We start from the raw sequence: 20,395 nt of genomic DNA on the forward strand, positions 1-20,395 counted from the left end.
CCGCATCCTACGAGCCCCGTCCGATCCGCTCGCGCGCGGCTACGTTCGCCGTAGGGTGTGGTGAGCCGCAGGCGAACCGCACCATCGCGCCACCCCGRYRCCCCGCGCCGATGCGGTTGYCACCGCATCCTACGAACGGCGCAGGGTCGTGCGGCCGACGCATCGCCCTTGGCCTCGCGCCGTCGCTGACGCGCGCGCAAACGCCGCCGCGCTTGCGCGCAGCGACTGATAGGGAAGAACGCGGCGCGCCGCTTAGCGCGGCGCGGCGGTGGCCGTGGAGGCTTCGCTGCCCGGCGGGTTGGCCGGCGGACGGCCGCTGGTGCCGGCGTCGACGTACAGGGTCGGGTCGTCGAAGTCGACGTCGAGCCAGCGCTCGGGCGACAAGCCGATCGCGCGGTCGAGGATGGTCGGCAGCAGGCCGGAGGGCAGGGCGCTCTCGCTGTTCCAGAGCACGGCGATGCCCAGGTCGCGTTCGGGCAGCAGCGCGACCAGGCCGCGATAACCCTGCACCGCGCCGCCATGGAACACGAGCTGGTGGCCGGCGTAGTCGTACACGCGCCAGCCCAGGGCGTAACCGGCCGAGCTCACGCGCGAACGGCGCCAGGCCGAGCCGCGGGTTTCGCCGGGCGTTTCGACCAGCGGCTGGTGCAAGGTCGCCAGCAGCGGCGCCGGCAGCACGTCGGGACGATGCCCGGTCTGGGCGAGCAGCCACTGCGCCATGTCGCTGGCGCTGGCGTTGACGCCCGCGGCCGGCGGCAGCTGGTAGTAGGTCGGCTTCGGCGTCACCGAGGTCCAGCCGCCGCGCGCGCGCACGTGCGGACGCGCCCAGCGCGCGCTGGCGGTGATGCCTTCCAGGCCGAGGCTGGCATCGTTCATGCCCAGGGGCTTGAACAAGCGGCGCTGCACTTCCTGACTGTAGAAATCGCCGGTAGCCGCGAACACCACGTCGCCGATCAGGCTGAAGGCGATGTTCTGGTAGCCGTAGCAGGTACCGGGCTGGCAGGACATCGGCGCGTAGGCCAACTTCTGCGTCAGCGTGCGGTAGTCGGTGTAGTTCTCGAGGTCGCGGTCGTAGGTGTTGTGGGTCAGGCCGACGCGATGGCTGAGCAGGTCGGCGACGGTGATCTGCTGCGCGGCATAGGGATCGACCAGTTGGAAGCCGGGCATGTAGTCGACCAGCTTGCTGTCCCAGCGCAGGGTGCCATCGTTGACCAGCACGCCGGCCATGGTCGCGGCCACGCCCTTGGACAGCGAGGCCAGGCGGAACACGGTGTGGGCGTCGACCGGCTCGGCCGCGCGCACGTCGGTGATGCCGTAGCCGCGCGCGCTGAGGATGCGGCCGTTGTGCACGATCGCCATGGCCAGGCCGGGCACGCGTTGGTTGGCGACCAGTTGCTGGGCCATGTATTCGAACTGTTGCACGTCGAAGCCCGAGGCCAGCGGCATGATGTTGCCGCGTCGCATGACCTGGGTCGATACCGGCTGCGGCAGACCCTGTGCGGCGTGCGCGTTGGTGGCCTGCGCATTCGTCGGCGGGTTCCAGCGCAACGAGGTCTGCGCGGCCGAACCTAGGGTGAGCGTGAGCAGTCCGGCTAGGCTAGCCACGCGCCAGAAGATGCGTCGCGACCGCGGGTTCGGCTCGTCTTTCATCGGTCGCAGCGCCTGCGTATGCTGGGGTTGCGTTCGATCATAGCGCCGATCTAAGGGGATTGGGGAACAACCATGTTCAGCATTCTGATTTTGTTGGCTTTAGTGGTGATCGTCGCAGTTTGGGTCGTAGGCATTTACAACGCCCTGGTGACGTCCCGGAACGCCTATAAAAACGCCTTCGCCCAGATCGACGTGCAGCTGCAGCGGCGCTTCGACCTGATCCCGAATCTGGTGGAGACGGTGAAGGGCTATCTGAGCCATGAACGCGAGACCCTGGAAGCGGTGATCGCGGCCCGCGGCGCGGCCGTGTCCGGCCTGGCCGCGGCCAAGGCCAACCCGGGCGATCCGGCGGCGATGGAGCAGCTGGCGGCGAGCCAGGGCCAGCTGAATGGGGCGCTGGGTCGTTTGCTCGCGGTCTCGGAGGCCTATCCGGACCTCAAGGCCAACCAGAACATGATGCAGCTCACCGAGGAGCTGACCAGCACCGAGAACAAGGTCGCGTTCGCGCGGCAGGCCTATAACGACTCGGTCATGGCCTACAACAATCGGCGCGAGATCTTCCCCTCCAGCGTGGTCGCCGGCATGTTCAATTTCGCCGCCGCCGCGCTGCTGGAGATCCCGGCCGACCGCGCCGAAATGCGCGCAGCGCCGAAGGTGCAGTTCTGACAAGCCGGGAATCGGGAAAGTGAATAGGGAATCGCCAGAGCCAATAGGGCGGTGGTCCCGCGGCGATGTCGCCGTCGCTCTTTTCGATTCCCCATTCCCGATTCCCTATTCCCGTCCGCAATGAATTTCTTCGAACACCAGGCGCAAGCCCGGCGTACGTCGACCCGGCTGGTGTTGCTGTTCGGCGTGGCCGTGCTCGGCATCGTGCTGGCGGTGGATCTGGCGGTGCTGATATTCGCCGGCGCGCATCCCGGCCTGCTGAGCCTGGCCACGCTGGGCACGATCGGCGTGATCGCGCTGGGCTCGCTGTACCGCATCTCCAGCCTGCGCGGCGGCGGCGAATCGGTCGCGCTGCAGATGGGCGGCACGGCGGTGCCCGAGGATACCCAGGATCTGAATTTGCGCCGCCTGCGCAACGTGGTCGAGGAAATCGCGATCGCGTCCGGCGTGCCGGTGCCCAAGCTGTACGTGCTTGAACACGAGGCCGCGATCAACGCCTTCGCGGCCGGCTACTCGCCGTCCGACGCGGTGGTGGCGGTGACGCGCGGCGCGCTGGACCGGCTCAATCGCGACGAGCTGCAAGGCGTGATCGCGCACGAGTTCAGCCACATCCTCAACGGCGACATGCGCCTCAACATCCGCCTGATCGGCGTGTTGTTCGGGATCCTGATGCTGGCCATCATCGGCCGCAAGATCCTCGAAGGCGGGCGCGGCGGCGGGCGCAGCAGCAAGGGCGTGGGCGCGGTCCTGGTCGCGGCGCTGGTGGCGATGCTGGTGGGCTACGTGGGCCTGTTCTTCGGCCGCATGATCAAGGCCAGCGTGAGCCGCAGCCGCGAGCGTCTGGCCGACGCCTCGGCGGTGCAGTTCACCCGCCAGACCTCGGGCCTGGCCGGCGCGCTGAAAAAGATCGGCGGCCTGCACGAGGGCGCCAAGCTCAACGACCGCGCCGACGCCGAAGAGGTCAGCCACATGCTGTTCGGCGACGGCGTGGGCTTCAGCGGTTGGTTCGCGACCCATCCGCCCTTGCTGGAACGCATCCGCGCGCTCGAACCGTCGTTCCGCGCCGATCAGCTCGAAGGGCTGACGCGTCGTTGGGCGATCGAACCGCCGCAGGGTCTGGACGAGGACCGTGCGATGGGCCTGGCCGGTCCGGCCCAGGCGCCGCCGCTGCCGCGGAGCGACAGCCAGCATGCGCTGACGCCGCCGATGGTCGCGGCCCAGGTCGCGCATCCCGGCGCCGACGACTATCGCCGCGCCGATAGCATCGTCGCCAGCCTGCCCGATGCGCTACGCGCGCTGGCGACCCAGCGCGACGCGGTGGTGCCGCTGCTGCTGGCCCTGCTGTTGGACGAGGACGCGCGGATCGCCGCGCGCCAGCATTACGAGATCGCCGCGCGCCTGGGCCCGGAGCTGGCCGATGCGGCGCGCGATCTGCGCGCGCGGTCGCTGGTCGGCCTGCATCCGATGCTGCGCCTGCCGTTGGCCTCGCTGGCGTTCCCGGTGCTGCGTTTGCGCCCGCGGCCGCAGCTGGATGCGTTCATGGACGCGGTGCAGGCGGCGGTCAACGCCGACGGCCGGGTCTCGCTGTTCGAATACTGCCTGGCGCGTTTGCTGACGGTGCAGGTGACCGAGTCGTTGGATCCGTCGCGGCATGCGCGCTTCGGGCGGCGCAAGCCGCAGGCGGTGGCGGCCGAGCTGGCGACGTTGTTGGCGGTGGTCGCGCAGAGCGGTCACGCCGATGCGACGTTGGCGCAGCGCGCGTATCTGGCCGGTCTGCAACGCATTCTGCCGCAGGAGCACCGCCCCTATGCACCTCCAGTAGATGGGGTGCTGGCCTTGGATCGGGTGTGGGAGGCCTTGGACGCGCTGGATCCCTTGGCCAAGCAGTCGCTAGTGGAGGCGGTGACCGCGGCGATCAGCCACGACAACCGCGTGGCGGTGGCGGAAGCGGAGTTGCTGCGCACGATCTGCGCGGCACTGCATTGTCCGTTGCCGCCGATGTTGGCCAAGGCCTGAAAGCGTTCGCCAGTTGCTTTTTTTGCTCGTCATCCCCGCGAAGGCGGGGATCCAGTGCCTTTAGCGTCCTCCTGCACGCAAGTCCGCCTGTGACTCCCTCCTTTGCTTTTAGCTCCCTCCTTTGGAAAAGGGTGAAGCCGTGCGGCTTACGAACCGCAGGTTCGTGCACGGGTGAACGCCGGCAGGCTATGCCTGCTGGCCGGGCGGGTTGGGGAGGATTTGCTGTTGCTTTGCTTTCGTCTTTTCTGGCCGAAGGTCAACGGCTTCCGCCTGCTGCGCATGCAGGTCACTTTCTCTTGCTCCTAGCTCCCTCCTTTGAAAAAGGAGGGTTGGGGAGGATTTGCTCTTGCTTTGCTTTCGTCTTTTCCGACCGAAGGTCAAAGGCTTCCGCCTGCTGCGCATGCGGGTCACTTTCTCTTGCTAGCCCAAGAGAAAGTAACCAAAGAGAAGGGCTGGCGTGACCAACCCTCCCCTGCGAGTCGCCGCCCTTCGGGTCTACGGTTGGTCGTGTGAGTGCGGGGCTTTTGGATTCCAATGCAACGGCAACGGCAACGGCAGCGGCAGCGGCAGCGGCAACGGCAACCGCAGCGGCAGCGGCAGCGGGGTCGTTGCACCGTGCTTCTGACCGGCCAGCGGAATCTGCTAGCGTGTGGCTCCGACTAGCGTGCGGAGGCCGCCGCTGCCTCCCTGAGCGGTTCGCTGGGGCTGTCTGTCAGTAGGAGCGAGCGCTTTCGTTGCCCGGTAGGGACGATGTTCAGCGGCTTTCAATGGAGGAAACCGCAATGAAAGGAAGGGCTGCAAAACGCGTGGGATTGGCGCTGTTCGTCGGTGCGATGCTGTTGGCCGCTCCGGTCGCGGCGGAACCGACTTATGCGTGCACCGCGGAAACGGAAGGGCATATGTTCCTGGTGCCCTACGATCATCCGGTCGATCCGGGCTACTACTACCAGTGCCGCGGCGGTGCCTGGCGTCTGGTAGGCATCTGCACGGCGAGCAACGGCTGTCCGCCCGAGCCGGATCCGAACGGGCCGATCGTCGAGATGTAAGGGCTTGTTGCGGGCTTGGGCCCGCGGTGGCCGCTTTACGGTCTTCGGTTTGGCGCGATGGCGGGCTCCGGCCCGCCATCGCGCTGTTACTGCGTACGCCCGCGAATCAAATCCGCGGCACGCTCGGCGATCATCATGGTCGGCGCGTTGGTGTTGCCGCCGATCAGGGTGGGCATCACCGAGGCGTCGACCACGCGCAGGCCTTCGACGCCGCGCACGCGCAGCTGAGGGTCGACCACCGACGCCTCATCGCTGCCCATGCGGCAGGTGCCGACCGGGTGGTAGACGGTCTCGGCCTTCTCGCGGATGAACTCGATCAGCTCGGCATCGCTGTAGTCGTTGCGCGTCGGGAAAATCGGCGCGCCGCGGTAGGCATCGAAGGCTTTCTGCGCGAACACCTCGCGCGAGAGCTTGGCGCACTCCAGCATCATCTTCAGGTCGAAACCTTCCGGGTCGGTCAGGTAACGCGCCTCGATGCGCGCCTTGTCGGACGCGCGCGCACTGACCAGCGAGATGCGGCCGCGGCTGCGCGGACGCAGGAAGCAGGCGTGCAGGGTGTAGCCATCGCCGACGAGGCGGCGGCGGCCGTGGTCGTCGAGCATGGCCGGTACGAAGTGCAATTGGATGTCGGCGCGCTCGTCCGGCGCCAGCGCCGAGCGCACGAAGGCGCCGGCCTCGGCGATGTTGCTGCTGCCGGGGCCGCTGTGGCCGCGCAGGTAGTAGTCGAAGGCGATGCGCACATCGCTGACGCGGTCGTAGGTGACGCGCTGGGTCGAGTGCTGCAGGGTGCAGATGTCGAGATGGTCCTGCAGGTTCTCGCCGACCTGGCCGAGGTCGGCGACCACGTCGATGCCGAGCTTGCGCAACTGCGCGGCCGGGCCGACGCCGGACAGCATCAGCAGCTGCGGCGAATTGATCGCGCCGCCGCTGAGCAGGACCTCGCGCGAGACCTCCTGGTGGAAGGCCTGGCCGCCGGCGGTGTAGATCACGCCGCTGGCGCGGCCTTTGTCGAAGGTGATGCGGTTGACCTGGGCGCCGGTGACGATGGTCAGGTTGTGGCGTTCGCGCGCCGGGTCCAGGTAGGCGACCGCGCTGGAGCAGCGCGCGCCGTTCTTCTGGGTGACCTGGTAGAAACCGAAGCCCTGTTGCGCGGGGCCGTTGAAGTCGCGGTTGGCGGCGTAGCCGGCCTCGCGCCCGGCCTCGATGAACACCTGCGACAGCGGGTTGGTGTAGCGCAGGTCGGACACGTACAGCGGGCCGTTGGCGCCGTGCAGGGCGTCGTCGCCACGGCTGTTGCGCTCGGAGCGGCGGAAGTAGGGCAGTACGTTCTTCCAGTCCCAGCCGCTGGCGCCCTGGGCCGACCAGTCGTCGTAGTCGCCGGACACGCCGCGGATGTAGCACATGGCGTTGATCGAGCTCGACCCACCCAGGACCTTGCCGCGCGGCCACCACAGGGTGCGGTCGTTGAGCTCGCGCTCGGGCGCGGTGTCGTAATCCCAGTTCACGCCCTTCTTGCCGACCAGCTTGGCCAGGCCCGCGGGCATGTGGATGAAGGGGTGGCGATCGCGCGGCCCGGCCTCGAGCAGCAACACCTTGGTGTCGGGGTCTTCGCTGAGACGATTGGCGAGCACGCAGCCGGCCGAGCCGGCACCGATGATGATGTAGTCGTACACGCCCACGCCCTGTCTGTGACCGGGCGACCGTAAGCCCGGCGATTAGAGCAAATGCTCCCAATCGCTCCGGTTCGCCGCGCTGGCGGGGTAAGGCGGCTTGGGCTAACGTTCCGCCAGCACGTGCCGGCCAGCGCGCACGGGAGCGAGGACATGACGCGCGACCCCCGCCAGCCGATCCCCGGCCGCCGCCGACCGCAAGGCCGCGGGCGTGACTGATCCGGTCCGCGCCGCCGCCGACCCCGCCAGCGGCGCGGCCGCGATGGCGGGCCGCTGGGGCCGTTTCCGCGCCGCCGTGGCCGAGTCGCCGCCGCTGCTGTGGTCGCTGCTGTACTTCTTCAGCCTGCTCTGCGGCTACTACGTGTTGCGCCCGGTGCGCGACGCGATGGGCGCTTCGGGCGACATCGAGACCGTGTTCCCGCCCGGCCTGATCGCCTGGGCCCTGAGCCATGGCGTGTCGTTGAAGGAGTTCACCCTGCAGGTGCTGTTCACCTGCACCTTCCTGGCGATGCTGGCGCTGCAGCCGATCTACGGCGCGCTGGTGTCGCGCTTCCCACGGCGGGTGTTCCTGCCGGTGGTGTATCTGATCTTCGTGGCCTGCCTGATCGGCTTCTACTGGGCCTTCCACCGCGAACTGCCCGGGCGCGGCGCGTTGTTCTTCGTCTGGGTCGCGGTGTTCAACCTGTTCGCGGTCACGGTGTTCTGGAGCTTCATGGCCGACGTGTTCGATCACGAGCACGCCAAGCGCGTGTACGGCTACATCGGCGCCGGCGGCACGATCGGCGCGTTGGTCGGGCCGCTGATCACCGGGCTGCTGGTCGGACGCCTGGGCGTGGCCAACCTGCTGCTGGTGTCGGCGGCGTTCCTGGGCCTGTGCCTGCTGTGCATCCTGCGCCTGCGGGTGTGGGCGATCCGGCGCGAGCAGGTCACCGGCGCGGCCAGCGGCGAAGTCGCGATGGGCGGCTCGGTGCTGGCTGGCCTGAAGCTGGTCTGGCAGCGGCCGGTGCTGCGCGCGCTGGCGCTGGTGATGTTCTTCGGCGTCGGCGTGGGCACGCTGCTGTACAACGAACAGGCCGCGATCGTGAAGCAGTTCTACCCGAACGCGCAGGCGGCGGCGCGCTACTACTCGATCATCGACGGCTTCGTGAACGGCACCACCATCCTGGTGCAGCTGCTGCTCACGCGCTTCCTGCTGCGGCGCTGGGGCGTGGCGCCGACCCTGCTGGTGCCGGCGTTCGCGATCCTGTTCGGCTACGCGCTGCTGGCGTTGTCGCCGCTGCCGTTGCTGGTGGCGATCGTGCAGGTGGCCACGCGCGCGGGCGAGTTCTCGCTGGCCAAGCCGGGCCGCGAGACGATCTACACGCGGGTCGACCGCGAGTCGCGCTACAAGGCCAAGGCGGTGATCGACACCGTGGTCTACCGCGCCGGCGACCTGACCTTCGTCTGGCTGCACAAGGCGCTGGCCGTGTTCGGCACGCGCATGGTGTTCCTGGCCGGCATCGGCGTGGCCCTGGGCATGACCTTCGGCGCATGGCGGGTGATCCGCGCCCAGCGCACGCTGCCGGTCGACGCCACCACGCCGGGGACCGACCGATGACCGACCGCCGCGACTTTCTCGTTGCCGGCCTCGCCGGCGCCAGCCTGCTGGCCTTGCCCGCATTCGCGCGTACCAAGCTGCGCCCGAAGGCGCTGAAGATCCTGGTCATGGGCGGTACCGGTTTTCTCGGCCCGCACTTCGTCGAGGCCGCGCGCAAGGCCGGGCATACGCTGACCCTGTTCAACCGCGGCAAGACCAACCCGGAGCGTTTCTCGGGCGAAGATTTTCGCGACATCGAGCAGCTGCACGGCGACCGCAAGACCGACATGAAGGCGCTGGAAGGCGAGCGCCGCTGGGACGCGGTGCTCGACACCTCGGCCTATCTGCCGGCCGACGTGACCCGCTCGACCCAACTGCTGGGATCGCGCGTGGGCCAGTACCTGCTGGTGTCGACCATCTCGGTCTACGCCAAGACCGATACCCCCAATCAGGACGAGAGCGCGCCCCTGGCGCAGCTGGCCGATCCCAAGGTGACCGAGGTGACCGGCGAGACTTACGGCGGCCTCAAGGCGCTGTGCGAGCGCGCCGCCGAAGCGCAAATGCCGGGCCGCGTGACCGTGGTGCGGCCGGGCCTGATCGTCGGCCCCGGCGACACCACCGACCGCTTCACCTATTGGCCGGCGCGCGCCGACCGCGGCGGCGAGATCCTGGCGCCGGGCAGCGCCCAGGATCCGACCCAGTTCATCGACGTGCGCGATCTGGCGGCCTTTCTGCTGCGCACTCTGGAGCAGCGCAACCTCGGCATCTACAACGCCGACGCACCGGCCGGCAAGTTGAGCATGGGCGAGCTGCTGAGCACCTGCCAGCAGGTCGCGGGCCGGATGCAGGCGCCGAAATCCAGCGTGACCTGGGTGCCGGCGGCATTCCTGGAAGCGCAGAAGGTCGGGCCCTGGCAGGACATGCCGGTGTGGATTCCGGCGCAGGGCGAGTACGCCGGTTTCGGCCGCATCAGCAGCGCCAAGGCCCAGGCCGCGGGCCTGCGTTACCGGCCGCTGCCCGACACCGTGCGCGACACTCTCGCGTACTGGCGCGGCCTGCCCGCCGAACGCCGCGCCAAGCCCAAGGCCGGCCTGTCCGCCGCGCGCGAGGCCGAAGTGCTGGCGGCCTGGCACGCACAGGCCAAGTCCAAGGCGGGATGAGCGCGCCGCGCCGGCGGTGGATGTGGCGGCCGCGCTGGAGCGCGCGCATCCTCGCCCTGCTGGTGCTGAGCTTCGCGGTCTGGGGTTGCGTGATCGAGCCCGGGTCGCTGACCCAACGCGACTACGCGTTCGCGCTGCCGAACTGGCCACGCGAATGCGACGGCCTGCGCGTGGATCTGGTGTCCGACCTGCACGTGGGCTCGCCGCGCAACGGCGTGGAGCAGTTTGACCGCCTGGTCGCGCGGCTCGCGGCCAGCGATGCGCAGGCGGTGCTGATGGCCGGCGACTACGTGATCCTGAGCGTGTTCCTGGGCACCTACATCCCCGCCGAGACCGTCGCCGAGCACCTCAAGCCGCTGACCGCGCGCAAGCCGGTGTACGCCGTGTTGGGCAACCACGATTGGTGGAAGGACGGTGAGCGCGTGCGGCGCGCGCTGGAGTCGGCCGGGGTGGTGGTGCTGGAGGACCAGGCGCGGGAAGTGCGGCTGGGCCGCTGCCGCCTGTGGATGGTCGGCGTGGGCGATCTGCTGGAGGCGCCGCACGACGTCGCGCGCGCGTTTTCCGCAATCCATGACCAAGCCCCGGCCCTGGCGATCACGCACAATCCGCTGGTGTTCCGGCGCATGCCCGCGCGCGCGTCGCTGGTGGTGGCCGGGCATACCCACGGCGGCCAGATCGCGTTTCCGCTGCTGGGGCGGCCGGGTTTGTGGAAGGAGGCCGACGGCGCGTATCCGGTCGGGCATTTCGTAGAGGGCGGGCGGCAGTTGTTCGTGACACAGGGCATCGGCACCAGCATCCTGCCGATCCGCTTCGGCGTGCCGCCGGAGATTTCCAGGCTGCATCTGTGCGGGCAGGGCCGCGATCGCGACCGGGCCTGTCGTTAGTACGACGAGGAGCGCTGAGGCATGGCCGCAGGCGGACGCGCGTGGCGATGGACGATGACGTTGTGGGCGCTGGCGCTGCCTTGCGCCGCGCAGGACGCGCCGACCGCCGAGGTCTCGATCGAGGAGCGCATCGCCACCTACCGCATCTTCGGGCGCAGCGCGCTGGAGCTGGCCGGGCAGATGCGCCAATACGGCCCGCAGCATGCCTACGGCGGGCGCCGCCTGGCCGGCAGCACCGACTGGAACGTGACCTGGACCTATCAGTCGCTGCCGCGTCGCGACCGCTGCGAGCTGATCTCGGTGACGGTGGGCGCCGAGATCGTGACCACCCTGCCGGAATGGAGCGGCGCGCGCGTCGACAGCGATCTGGCGCGCGAGTGGCGGCGCTTCTACAAAAACCTGCAAGCGCACGAGGCCGGCCACGTCCAGCACGGCCGCGAAGCGGTGATCGCGGTGCGCGATGCGATGCTGGCGCGGCGATCGGCGCCCGACTGCAAACTGCTGCGGCGCGCGCTGGACGATGCCGCGCGCGCGCAGCTGCGGCGCTACACCGGCCTGACCCGCCGCTACGACGCGCAGACCGAGTTCGGCCTGCGCCAGGGCGTGCAGCTGCGGCCTTGAGCGCGCGGCCGGTTCCGGCCCTAGACTAGGCCGGATATAACCTCGCCGGAGTCGCCATGTCCTTGCTCGCCGTCTCGCTGATCCTGCTGGTCGCCGCGCTGCACGCCGGCTTCCTGGTCCTGGAGATGTTCCTGTGGACCCAGCCCGCCGGCTTGAAGGTGTTCCGCCAGTCGCGCGAGAAGGCCGAGCAATCCAAGGTGCTCGCGGCCAATCAGGGCTTGTACAACGGCTTCCTCGCCGCCGGCCTGATCTGGGCCGCGGCCGGCGGCCGCCGCGACGTGGCGCTGTTCTTCCTGGGCTGCGTGGTGGTGGCCGGCGTCTACGGCGCGGCCACGGTCAACCGCCGCATCTTCTTCGTGCAGGCGGTGCCGGCGCTGGCCGCGATCGCGGCGCTGTATCTGGCGGGTTGATCGGGTCCGTCGAGCGATGCGGCAGGCGATGGGCGGCTGGCGATAGGCGGCAGGTGCGGCGCTTCGCGCGCCGGGTCGGCCCGCGATGTCTTATTCCACCGCCCTGAGAATGCTCCGCTTCGTCATTCCCGCGAAAGCGGGAATCCAGCGACTTCAGCGGGCGTGGTTCGACACGTTGCGCACTCGCCCAAGTCGCTGGATGTTCGGTTCAGCCGAAGCAGAGCGGAGCCCGCCTTGGCGGGAATGACGTGCAAAAGGGCGATGGTTCGGCCTGCGAACGCGTCAACCCAGCAACGGCATCGCGAACACCGCCGCGCCCAGCACGAACAGCGCGGTCAGCGCATGCACCAGCGGCCGGTTGATGCGCAGGAACACGAACTGCTCGATCGTGCGTCCGACCCAGAACAAGGACATGCCGGCCAGCACGGCATGCCCTAGCGCGCTGGTCTGCAATTCGTCGGTGTAGAAGAAGCACAGCACGGCCACGCCCAGGAATACGTAGATCAGGCGCAGGTTGAGGATCTGCAGGATCGCGCGATCGGCCACGGTCGCGGTCTTCAGCGTGTCTCGCCAGCGGAACAGTTTCCAGAACGCCAGGTGGAAGCCGGCGAAAGCCAGGCTGTGCAGGCCGCCCAGCCAGATCCAGGTATGCGCGCTCATGGCCGCACTCTAGCCGATGCCCACGGCGCGGATTGTGCCGCCATCGACCGAATGTCCGGCATCGGACGACCGGGAATCGCGCTCACTTGCGCGGCGACACCCACATCGCGATGCGGGCGCGGAACACCGCTTCGCCGGCATCGTTGTTGACCACCACGCTGACCGGCAGGTCGTAGCTGGACGCGGCTTCGACCACCGGGATATCCGGCGTGGCGATGCCGTGCATGGTGCCGGTGGCCTTCTTCAGGTACTCGACCGTCATGCCCTTGGGGATCCAGCGCATGCTCGGCGGGATCGTGGCGTCGGTCATGACCCCGGCGGTGAGTTCGGCCAGGTTGCACAGCGCGATCGCGTGCACGGTGCCGAGGTGGTTGGTGACGCGGCGGCGGTGGCGCAGGGTCGCTTCGCAGCGGCCCGGTTCCAGCGCTACGAAGCGCGGCGAGATGCTGGCGAAGTAGGGCGCCTTCAGACAGACCGCGCGCGAGAACAGCCAGCGCCCGGCGGGCATGCGTTCGAACTTGCGGTAGAGGGCGAGGACGTTGCTGCTCATGTCGGGATTTCCGCTGGGGCGCGTTCGTCGTGTCGAACGGCGACGCGCGCTGCATCGATGGGATGGGCGGCCAGGCGCATCTCGCCGCCGCATGCGAAAACGGCGGGCCCGAGGGCCCGCCGTCGCGATCATGCGTGGTGGCGTTGCACGCCGGCGCCCGCGTCAGGCCGCGGCGCGCGCGTCGTGGCCGTGGTCGTGCAGGCCGCGGTAACCGGCCGAGCGCAGCTCTTCGGCGTCGAAGTCGTCGACGCTGATCGCATCGATCGTCATCTCGCGCAGTTCTTCCAGCTGCTTGCGCTCTTCGGCGGTGATCCAGCCCTCGCGCACGCCCTCGTCGAGCTGGCTGGGGAAGTCCAGCGCTTCGATGTCGCTGTTCTTGAGCGCCTTGAGGAACTTGCGCTCCACCGGCTCGGCCAGGATCACTTTCTGCAGATAGCTGTTGATGCGGCCGGCCGGGTTGTTCGCGCAAGGCGTGGTGAACACACCCTCGGCGAGACGGTCGCGGGCATCGTTGGGCGACATCAGCAGCGCCGCGGCGCGGTGGCCCAGGCGATCGCTGGGCGCCTGCGCGCGGCGGCCCCAGGGGAAGATCAGCGCCCACAGCAGCCAACCGACCGGACGGATCGGGAAGTTGCGCAGCGCGCCGGACAGCGCCAGCTCGATCTTGTGCACGGCGTCGTGGAAGGCCCAGGCCAGCAGCGGCTGGTCGCCGACCGGACGGCCCTGGTCCTCGTAGCGCTTGAGCATGCTGCTGGCGATGTAGAGCTGGCTGAGCACGTCGCCCAGGCGCCCGGACAGCGACTCCTTGAACTTGAGCTTGCCGCCCAGCAGCAGCATCGAGGTGTCGGCCATCACCGCCAGCGTCGCCGAATAGCGGTTGAGCTTGCGGTAGTAGCGGCGGGTGTAGCTGTCGCCCGGGGCGGCGCCGATGCGCGAGCCGGTGAAGCCGTACCACCAGCTGCGCACCGCGTTGGAAATCGCGAAGCCGATGTGGCCGAACAGGTTCTTGTCGAACTCGCGCAGGGCTTCCTTCTTGTCGGGCAGCATCGCTGCCTTCATTTCCTTGAGCACCCACGGATGGCACAGGATCGCGCCCTGGCCGAAGATCATCAGCGAGCGCGTCATGATGTTGGCGCCCTCGACCGTGATCATGATCGGCAGCGCCTGCCAGTTGCGGCCGGCGTAGTTCTTCGGGCCCAGGATGATGCCCTTGCCGCCGTGGATGTCCATCACGTCCTTGGCGACTTCGCGCGCCATCTCGGTGCAGTGGTACTTGGCGATGGTGGAGGGCACGGCCGGGTTCTCGCCGCGCGCCACCGCCGCGGCGGTGGCCTGCGACAGCGCGCTGACCGCGTAGGCATGGCCGGCGATGCGCGCCAGCGCTTCCTCGACGCCTTCGAAGCGGCCGACCGAGAGGCCGAACTGCTTGCGGATGCGCGCGTAGGCGCCGGTCACGATCGCGCCCATCTTGGCGCCGCCGCTGCCGGTGGAGGGCAGGGTGATCGAGCGGCCGATCGACAGGCACTCGACCAGCATCTGCCAGCCTTTGCCGGCATAGGCTTCGCCGCCGATCAGCTGGCTGAGCGGGATGAACACTTCCTTGCCGTGGATGGGGCCGTTCTGGAAGGTGCTGTTGAGCGGGAAGTGACGGCGGCCGACTTCGACGCCGGCGGTGTCGCGCGGCAGCAGCGCCAGGGTGATGCCGATGTCGCGCTTGTCGCCGATCAGGCCGTCCGGGTCGTACATGCGGAAGGCCAGGCCGATCAGGGTCGCGACCGGCGCCAGGGTGATGTAGCGCTTGTCGAAGGTGAGCTTGACGCCAACCACGCGCGCGCCGTTCCAGTCGCCCATGGTCACGATGCCGTAGTCCGGAATCGAGGTGGCGTCGGAGCCGGCCCAGGGACCGGTCAGGCCGAAGCAGGGCACTTCGCGGCCGTCGGCCAGGCGCGGCAGGTAGTGTTCCTTCTGCTCCTGGGTGCCGTAGTGCATCAGCAGCTCGGCCGGGCCCAGCGAGTTGGGCACGCCGACGGTGGAACTGACCACGCTCGACACCGAGGCCAGCTTCTGGATCACCTTGTGGTTGGCCAGCGCGCTGAAGCCCAGGCCGCCGAACTCCTTGGGAATGTTGAGACCGAAGAACTTGTTCTTCTTGATGTAGTCCCACAGTTCCGGCTGCAGATCGGCGTAGACGTGGGTGATTTCCCAGTCGTTGGTCATCTTGCACAGCTCTTCGACCGGACCGTCGAGGAAGGCCTGTTCCTCGGCGCTCAGCTCGGGCTTGGGCTGCGACAGCAGCGCGTCCCAGTCCGGCTTGCCGGAGAACAGTTCGCCCTCGAAACCGACCGTGCCGGCTTCCAGCGCGGTGCGCTCGGTTTCCGACAGCGGCGGCAGGATCTTGGTGTAGAAGCCCAGCAGTGGCTTGGTGATCAGCGGCAGGCGGATCTGCGGGATCAGCAGCGGCACTGCGATCAGGGCCACGATCGCGGCCGCGACGATGGTCGCGATCGGATTGGCGCCGAACAGCCAGCACGCGACCAGCACGGTCGCGGTGAGGGCGGCCCAGACCGGCAGACGCAGCCGGTGGTAGGCGGCGATCGCACCAACAAGGAGGAAAGCGAGGAAGGGAATGGCGATGCTCATGGCGACGCTCCAGCGGTATTACGACGTGTTGGCTAGGCTCAGGCTAGTCGGGCGGGCGTGATGCGAGTGCCTTAGCGCGTGGGCTTGCGGGCCGCGCCGCGTTCAAACGCCAGCATCAAACGCTCAACATACGCACGAGTATGGTAAGGTTCCCCGGCCGCTGTCAACTCGCCGATGCTGCGGTGCATACTGTTCCCGTCGGTGGCGTATGGTTACACTTGTCATCCATGAGCCAGCCCGTCCAGACCAAGCAAGAACGCAACGGCCGCCTGAGCGCCGACGATTGGGCGCAGGCCGCCCTAGACCTGATCGCCGAACAGGGCGTGGCCGCGGTCGCGGTCGAACCCCTTGCGCGCAGGCTCGGCGTCACCAAAGGCAGCTTCTACTGGCATTTTCCGTCGCGCGACGCCTTGCTGGTCGCGGCGTTGGAGCGCTGGGAGAAAGTCGAGCAGGAGACCGTGTTCGGTCAGCTCGAACCGATCCCGGATCCGCGCCAGCGTTTGCGCTCGCTGTTCCACCTCGTCGCCCACGAGGTCAAGTCGCACATCATCTATTCCGAGCTGCTCAAGGCGCTGGACCATCCGGCCGTGCAGCCGGTGATCGGCCGCGTCTCCGAGCGCCGATTGGACTACCTGACCGCATCCTTCCGCCAGGCCGGACTCAGCCGCACCGACGCGCAACATCGCGCGCGACTGCTGTACGCCGCCTACGTCGGTTTCCTGCAGCTCAATCTGCAGTTGCACCAGACGCGGATGCAGCACGACGAATTCGAGGCCTATGTCGAGCACATGATGGCCACGCTCATCCCTAACTCTTAAACAGTCCCCCGGCTGGAGGCCCTTGCCGTGAATGCCATTTCCAAAGACGTACCGACTGCGCCCGCGCTGGGGAGCGCAGGCAGCCGGTTAGCCGCATTGAACGAGTGGGTCGCGCAGGTCGCGGCCCTGACCCGTCCCGACCGCATCCAGTGGTGCGACGGCAGCGATGCGGAAAACGCCGCGCTGATCGAGGGCATGCTCGCCGACGGCACCCTGGAGCAGCTCAACGAGCAGACCCATCCGGGCAGCTATCTGCACCGCTCGCATCCGGACGACGTGGCGCGCGTGGAGCACCTGACCTTCGTGTGCACGCGCTCGCCCGAGGACGCCGGTCCGAACAATCATTGGATGGCGCCGGCCGAGGCGCACGCCAAGATGGACGCGCTGTACGCCGGCTGCATGCGCGGCCGCACCCTGTACGTGATCCCGTACTGCATGGGCCCGATCGATTCGCCGCTGTCGCGTTGCGGCGTGGAGATCACCGACAGCCCCTACGTTGTCGCCAACATGCGCATCATGACCCGCATGGGCGCGCCGGCGCTGGCGCGGATCGAGCGCGAGGGGTCGTTCGTACGCGGCCTGCATTCGATCGGCGAGCTCGATCCCGAGCGTCGTTTCATCATGCATTTCCCCGAGGAGCTGACGATCAAATCGTTCGGTTCCGGCTACGGCGGCAACGCCCTGCTCGGCAAGAAGTGCCACGCCCTGCGCATCGCCTCGCATCAGGCGCGCAGCGAAGGCTGGCTGGCCGAGCACATGCTGATCCTGGGCATCGAGAACCCGCAGGGCGAGACCCATTACGTCGCCGCCGCGTTCCCCTCGGCCTGCGGCAAGACCAATCTGGCGATGCTGATTCCGCCGCAGGGCTATCGCGACGCCGGCTGGAAGGTGTGGACGGTCGGCGACGACATCTGCTGGATGCGCCCCGGCGCCGACGGCCGCCTGTACGCGATCAATCCGGAAGCCGGTTTCTTCGGCGTCGCCCCGGGCACCTCGAGCAAGTCGAACCCGAACGCGCTGGCGACGATCCAGCACGACACCATCTTCACCAACGTCGGCGTCACCGCCGACGGCCAGCCCTGGTGGGAAGGCCTGGACAACGGCCAGACCCCGGTCACCGACTGGCGCGGCAATCCCTACGATCCGGCCAAGGGCCCGGCCGCGCATCCGAACTCGCGCTTCACCGTGTCGGCCAAGCAGTGCCCGAGCTATTCGGACAAGGCCGAGGACGCCCAGGGCGTGCCGATCTCGGCGATCGTGTTCGGCGGCCGCCGCGCCTCGCTGGTGCCGCTGGTGTTCGAAGCGCGCGACTGGACCCACGGCGTGCTGGTCGGCGCCGCGATGGGCTCGGAAACCACCGCCGCCGCGACCGGTGCGGTCGGCGTGATGCGCCGCGATCCGATGGCGATGAAGCCGTTCTGCGGCTACAACTTCGCCGATTACTTCAGCCATTGGCTGTCGTTCGGCGGCGCCCAGGCCCAGCTGCCCAAGGTTTTCCACGTCAATTGGTTCCGCAAGGGCGACGACGGCAAGTTCCTGTGGCCGGGCTTCGGCGACAACCTGCGCGTGCTGGAGTGGATGATCGGACGCGTCAAGGGCGAGGCCGGCGCGGTGGAAACGCCGATCGGCCATTTGCCGGCGCCGGGCGATCTCAATCTCGACGGCGTCAGCCTGTCCGACGAAGCGCGGGCCAAGCTGTTCGGCTTCGACCATGCCGGCTGGAGCGCCGAGTTCGACAGTATCGGCGGTTACCTGGACGAGTACGGTCCGCGTATGCCGCAGGCGCTGAAGGACGAACAGCAACGCATCGCCGCCGCACTGGCCCGCTGAGACCTGCATGTCCGTCGCAAACCCCGCCGCGATCGCGGCCAGTCGTGAACTCCTGATCGACGGCCGCCCGCTGCGGGTGTACGACGGCCTGCTGTCCAACGTCGGCGACTACGTGCGCAGCCTGGCGCGTGCGCCGTTCACGCGCACCGAGGTCGCGCGGCCGGAGACCAACGACTACAAGCACTGGGCCACCGAGGTGAAGCTCGAGGCCCTGGTGCAGCAGCCGATCTTCGACCTGACCCGGCGCGCGGTGCTGGGCTTCACCGGCACGGGCTACGGCTACAAGCCGTATCGCGCCTACACCAACGTCGCCAGCTTCGGCGACATGCTGTTCACCCACACCGACTGCCTGCCCGACCAGCGCGATCTGACCGCGTTGTGGTACCTGTGCGAGCACTGGGACCTGGAGTGGGGCGGCGAGACCATGTTCTACGACGCCGCCGACGAAGTGGCCTGCGCGCTCACGCCGCGACCGGGCCGGCTGGTGATCTTCGACGGCGCGATCAAGCACGCCGGGCGCCCGCCGAACCGGATCTGCTACGCGCCGCGCTACACCTTCGCGATCAAGTTCGAACGCGTGGCAGTGGGTCCGACGGCATGAGCCAGGACCAAGTGCAGAAGCTCTGGCGACAGGGCGAGGACCACGCGCGACAGGGCCAGGTCAACGCCGCGCTGGAAGCCTTCGAAAACCTGCTCGCGGCCGACCCCAACCACGTCCAGGCCTTGCTGCGCGCTTCGCGGCTGGCGCTGATGGTGGGGCGCTACCGGCTCGGCCACGACTATGCGATGCGCGCGCTGGCGCGGCGTCCTAGCTCGGACGAGGCGGTGCTGACCCTGGCGCGCGCGCTGCGCATGTTCAACGAGCCCGGCGCGCTGCTGGAATGCGTGGAGCATTCGCGTTGGCGCGAACGCCGCTCGGTGGAATGGCTGACCGAATTGGCGATGCTGGTCAGCACCATCGGCGACAACGCTCTGGCCCTGCAGATCCTCGACGTGGCGGCGATGCGCGATCCGCGCCACGCGCCGATGCGCTATTTCCGCGGCGTGGTGCAGATGTTCTTCGGCGAGATGGAAGAAGCCGAGCGTGAACTGGAGCTGGCGATCGCGCGCCAGCCCAATATGGCGCAGGCGCATTGGGTGCTGTCGCGCCTGCGCAAGCAGACCGCCGACGCCAACCACGTCGATCGCATGCTCACCCAGATCCGCGCCGCCAAGCCGGCCAGCGAGAGCGAGGCCTACCTGGCCTTCGCCCTGCACAACGAGCTGCACGACCTGGGCCGCTACGAAGAATCCTGGCAGGCCCTGGACCGCGGTTGCCGGATCAAGCGTCAGCTCACCCCGCACGACCGCCTCGACGCGCGGCGCATGTTCGAGGGCCTGGCCCGACTGTGCGACGCCGAGTTCGTGCGCCCGGTCACCCAGGAACCCGGCCCTTACGTGCCGGTGTTCATCCTGGGCATGCACCGCTCCGGCAGCACCCTGCTGGAGCAGTTGCTGGGCGGGCATCCGATGGTGTCCGACGGCGGCGAGACCTACGCCTTCACCACCCAGATGCGCTACGGCGCCGATTACCGCAACAAGGCCGTGCTCGACGCCGAGCTGGCGCGGCGCGCGGCCAAGGTCGACTACGCCCAGGTCGGCCAGCGCTTCCTCGAGCGCAGCGCCTGGCGCGCCAAGGACCGGCCCTACCTGACCGAGAAGCTGCCCTCGAACTTCCTCAACGTGGGCTTCATCGGCCGTTCGCTGCCGCAGGCGCGCATCCTGCACATGGTGCGCGACCCGGTCGACACCTGCTTCTCCAACCTGCGCACCATGTTCTCGGACGTGAACACCTTCTCCTACGACCAGCACGAGCTGGTGGAGTGGTTCGGCCAGTACCAGCGCCTGATGGCGCACTGGCACGAGGTCATGCCGGGCCGGATCATGGACGTGCGCTACGACGCCCTGGTGGCCGACCCCGAAGGCGTGATGCGCGAGGTCCTGGACTTCCTGGGCCTGCCTTGGGATGCCGCCGCCACCACCCTGGATCGCGCGGGCGCGGTGGCCACCGCCAGCAGCCCGCAGATGCGCGGCGGCATCATCAAGAACCGCAACTCGGCCTGGGCGCCGTACGAGGCCCAGCTGCAGCCGCTGATCCACGGACTGGGCGCGCTGGGCTGAGCCGGCCGCGCCCCGACGCGGCGGCGGCTTAAACCTTT

Annotated in this window: 17 protein-coding genes; 12 read left to right on the forward strand and 5 right to left on the reverse strand. The window is 68.6% G+C overall.

Features of this window, described 5'->3' with window-relative positions; all coding sequences use genetic code 11:
- Window positions 1–252: 252 nt before the first annotated feature.
- Window positions 253–1,650: a serine hydrolase domain-containing protein gene (locus ASD69_RS15050; protein ID WP_056179619.1), complete on the reverse strand. Its 1,398-nt coding sequence runs from the start codon at window positions 1,648–1,650 to the stop codon at window positions 253–255.
- A gap of 72 nt (window positions 1,651–1,722) precedes the next feature.
- On the opposite strand from ASD69_RS15050, the gene ASD69_RS15055 reads away from it, so the two are divergent.
- The 3 genes from ASD69_RS15055 (at window position 1,723) to ASD69_RS15065 (ending at window position 5,378) form a co-directional block, all read left to right on the forward strand.
- On the forward strand, window positions 1,723–2,316 hold the full coding sequence (locus tag ASD69_RS15055; RefSeq protein WP_056179621.1) for a LemA family protein: 594 nt from the start codon (window positions 1,723–1,725) through the stop codon (window positions 2,314–2,316).
- 120 nt (window positions 2,317–2,436) lie between these two features.
- Window positions 2,437–4,332, forward strand: coding sequence for a M48 family metallopeptidase (locus tag ASD69_RS15060; RefSeq protein ID WP_056179624.1), 1,896 nt, complete (start codon window positions 2,437–2,439; stop codon window positions 4,330–4,332).
- Window positions 4,333–5,099: 767 nt separating this feature from the next.
- Window positions 5,100–5,378, forward strand: a complete 279-nt coding sequence (locus tag ASD69_RS15065) for a hypothetical protein (protein WP_157489418.1) — start codon at window positions 5,100–5,102, stop codon at window positions 5,376–5,378.
- Window positions 5,379–5,464: 86 nt separating this feature from the next.
- Here the strand turns inward: ASD69_RS15065 and ASD69_RS15070 are convergent, their stop codons facing one another.
- Window positions 5,465–7,051, reverse strand: a complete 1,587-nt coding sequence (locus tag ASD69_RS15070; protein WP_056180005.1) for a choline dehydrogenase — start codon at window positions 7,049–7,051, stop codon at window positions 5,465–5,467.
- 259 nt (window positions 7,052–7,310) lie between these two features.
- On the opposite strand from ASD69_RS15070, the gene ASD69_RS15075 reads away from it, so the two are divergent.
- From ASD69_RS15075 to ASD69_RS15095, 5 genes are read left to right on the forward strand one after another with little or no spacing between them, the layout of a single operon-like run.
- Window positions 7,311–8,645, forward strand: coding sequence for an MFS transporter (locus tag ASD69_RS15075; RefSeq protein ID WP_056180008.1), 1,335 nt, complete (start codon window positions 7,311–7,313; stop codon window positions 8,643–8,645).
- Window positions 8,642–9,784, forward strand: coding sequence for an NAD-dependent epimerase/dehydratase family protein (locus tag ASD69_RS15080; RefSeq protein ID WP_082576506.1), 1,143 nt, complete (start codon window positions 8,642–8,644; stop codon window positions 9,782–9,784). Before ASD69_RS15075 ends, ASD69_RS15080 begins: the two co-directional genes overlap by 4 nt.
- Entirely contained in the window at window positions 9,781–10,668 is an 888-nt protein-coding gene (locus ASD69_RS15085; protein ID WP_082576507.1) for a metallophosphoesterase, read from the forward strand. Before ASD69_RS15080 ends, ASD69_RS15085 begins: the two co-directional genes overlap by 4 nt.
- 54 nt (window positions 10,669–10,722) lie before the next feature.
- Complete coding sequence (locus tag ASD69_RS15090; protein WP_056179632.1) at window positions 10,723–11,289, forward strand: DUF922 domain-containing protein; 567 nt, start codon at window positions 10,723–10,725, stop codon at window positions 11,287–11,289.
- Between the two features lie 56 nt (window positions 11,290–11,345).
- Window positions 11,346–11,699: a DUF1304 domain-containing protein gene (locus ASD69_RS15095; protein WP_056179636.1), complete on the forward strand. Its 354-nt coding sequence runs from the start codon at window positions 11,346–11,348 to the stop codon at window positions 11,697–11,699.
- A gap of 282 nt (window positions 11,700–11,981) precedes the next feature.
- On the opposite strand, the gene ASD69_RS15100 is transcribed toward ASD69_RS15095, so the two are convergent.
- From ASD69_RS15100 to ASD69_RS15110, 3 genes are all read right to left on the reverse strand, one after another.
- Complete coding sequence (locus ASD69_RS15100; RefSeq protein WP_056179640.1) at window positions 11,982–12,359, reverse strand: hypothetical protein; 378 nt, start codon at window positions 12,357–12,359, stop codon at window positions 11,982–11,984.
- A gap of 82 nt (window positions 12,360–12,441) precedes the next feature.
- The gene (locus ASD69_RS15105; RefSeq protein ID WP_056179641.1) at window positions 12,442–12,909 is read right to left on the reverse strand and encodes a hotdog fold domain-containing protein; all 468 of its coding nucleotides are present in this window, start codon (window positions 12,907–12,909) and stop codon (window positions 12,442–12,444) included.
- A gap of 162 nt (window positions 12,910–13,071) precedes the next feature.
- Window positions 13,072–15,549, reverse strand: a complete 2,478-nt coding sequence (locus ASD69_RS15110) for an acyl-CoA dehydrogenase (RefSeq protein WP_056179644.1) — start codon at window positions 15,547–15,549, stop codon at window positions 13,072–13,074.
- Window positions 15,550–15,776: 227 nt separating this feature from the next.
- On the opposite strand from ASD69_RS15110, the gene ASD69_RS15115 reads away from it, so the two are divergent.
- The 4 genes from ASD69_RS15115 to ASD69_RS15130 all read left to right on the forward strand — a co-directional run bounded on the left by ASD69_RS15115 (window position 15,777) and on the right by ASD69_RS15130 (window position 20,357).
- A complete protein-coding gene (locus tag ASD69_RS15115; RefSeq protein ID WP_056179647.1) occupies window positions 15,777–16,367 on the forward strand; it encodes a TetR/AcrR family transcriptional regulator in 591 nt (196 codons plus the stop codon).
- A 96-nt stretch (window positions 16,368–16,463) separates the two neighbouring features.
- A complete protein-coding gene (locus ASD69_RS15120; protein WP_235567223.1) occupies window positions 16,464–18,197 on the forward strand; it encodes a phosphoenolpyruvate carboxykinase (GTP) in 1,734 nt (577 codons plus the stop codon).
- Window positions 18,198–18,204: 7 nt separating this feature from the next.
- The gene (locus tag ASD69_RS22765) at window positions 18,205–18,798 is read left to right on the forward strand and encodes a 2OG-Fe(II) oxygenase (RefSeq protein ID WP_056179651.1); all 594 of its coding nucleotides are present in this window, start codon (window positions 18,205–18,207) and stop codon (window positions 18,796–18,798) included.
- On the forward strand, window positions 18,795–20,357 hold the full coding sequence (locus ASD69_RS15130; protein ID WP_056179654.1) for a sulfotransferase: 1,563 nt from the start codon (window positions 18,795–18,797) through the stop codon (window positions 20,355–20,357). Before ASD69_RS22765 ends, ASD69_RS15130 begins: the two co-directional genes overlap by 4 nt.
- Window positions 20,358–20,395 lie beyond the last annotated feature (38 nt).

Source organism: Lysobacter sp. Root604 (genome assembly GCF_001427505.1).
GTDB lineage: Bacteria > Pseudomonadota > Gammaproteobacteria > Xanthomonadales > Xanthomonadaceae > Lysobacter.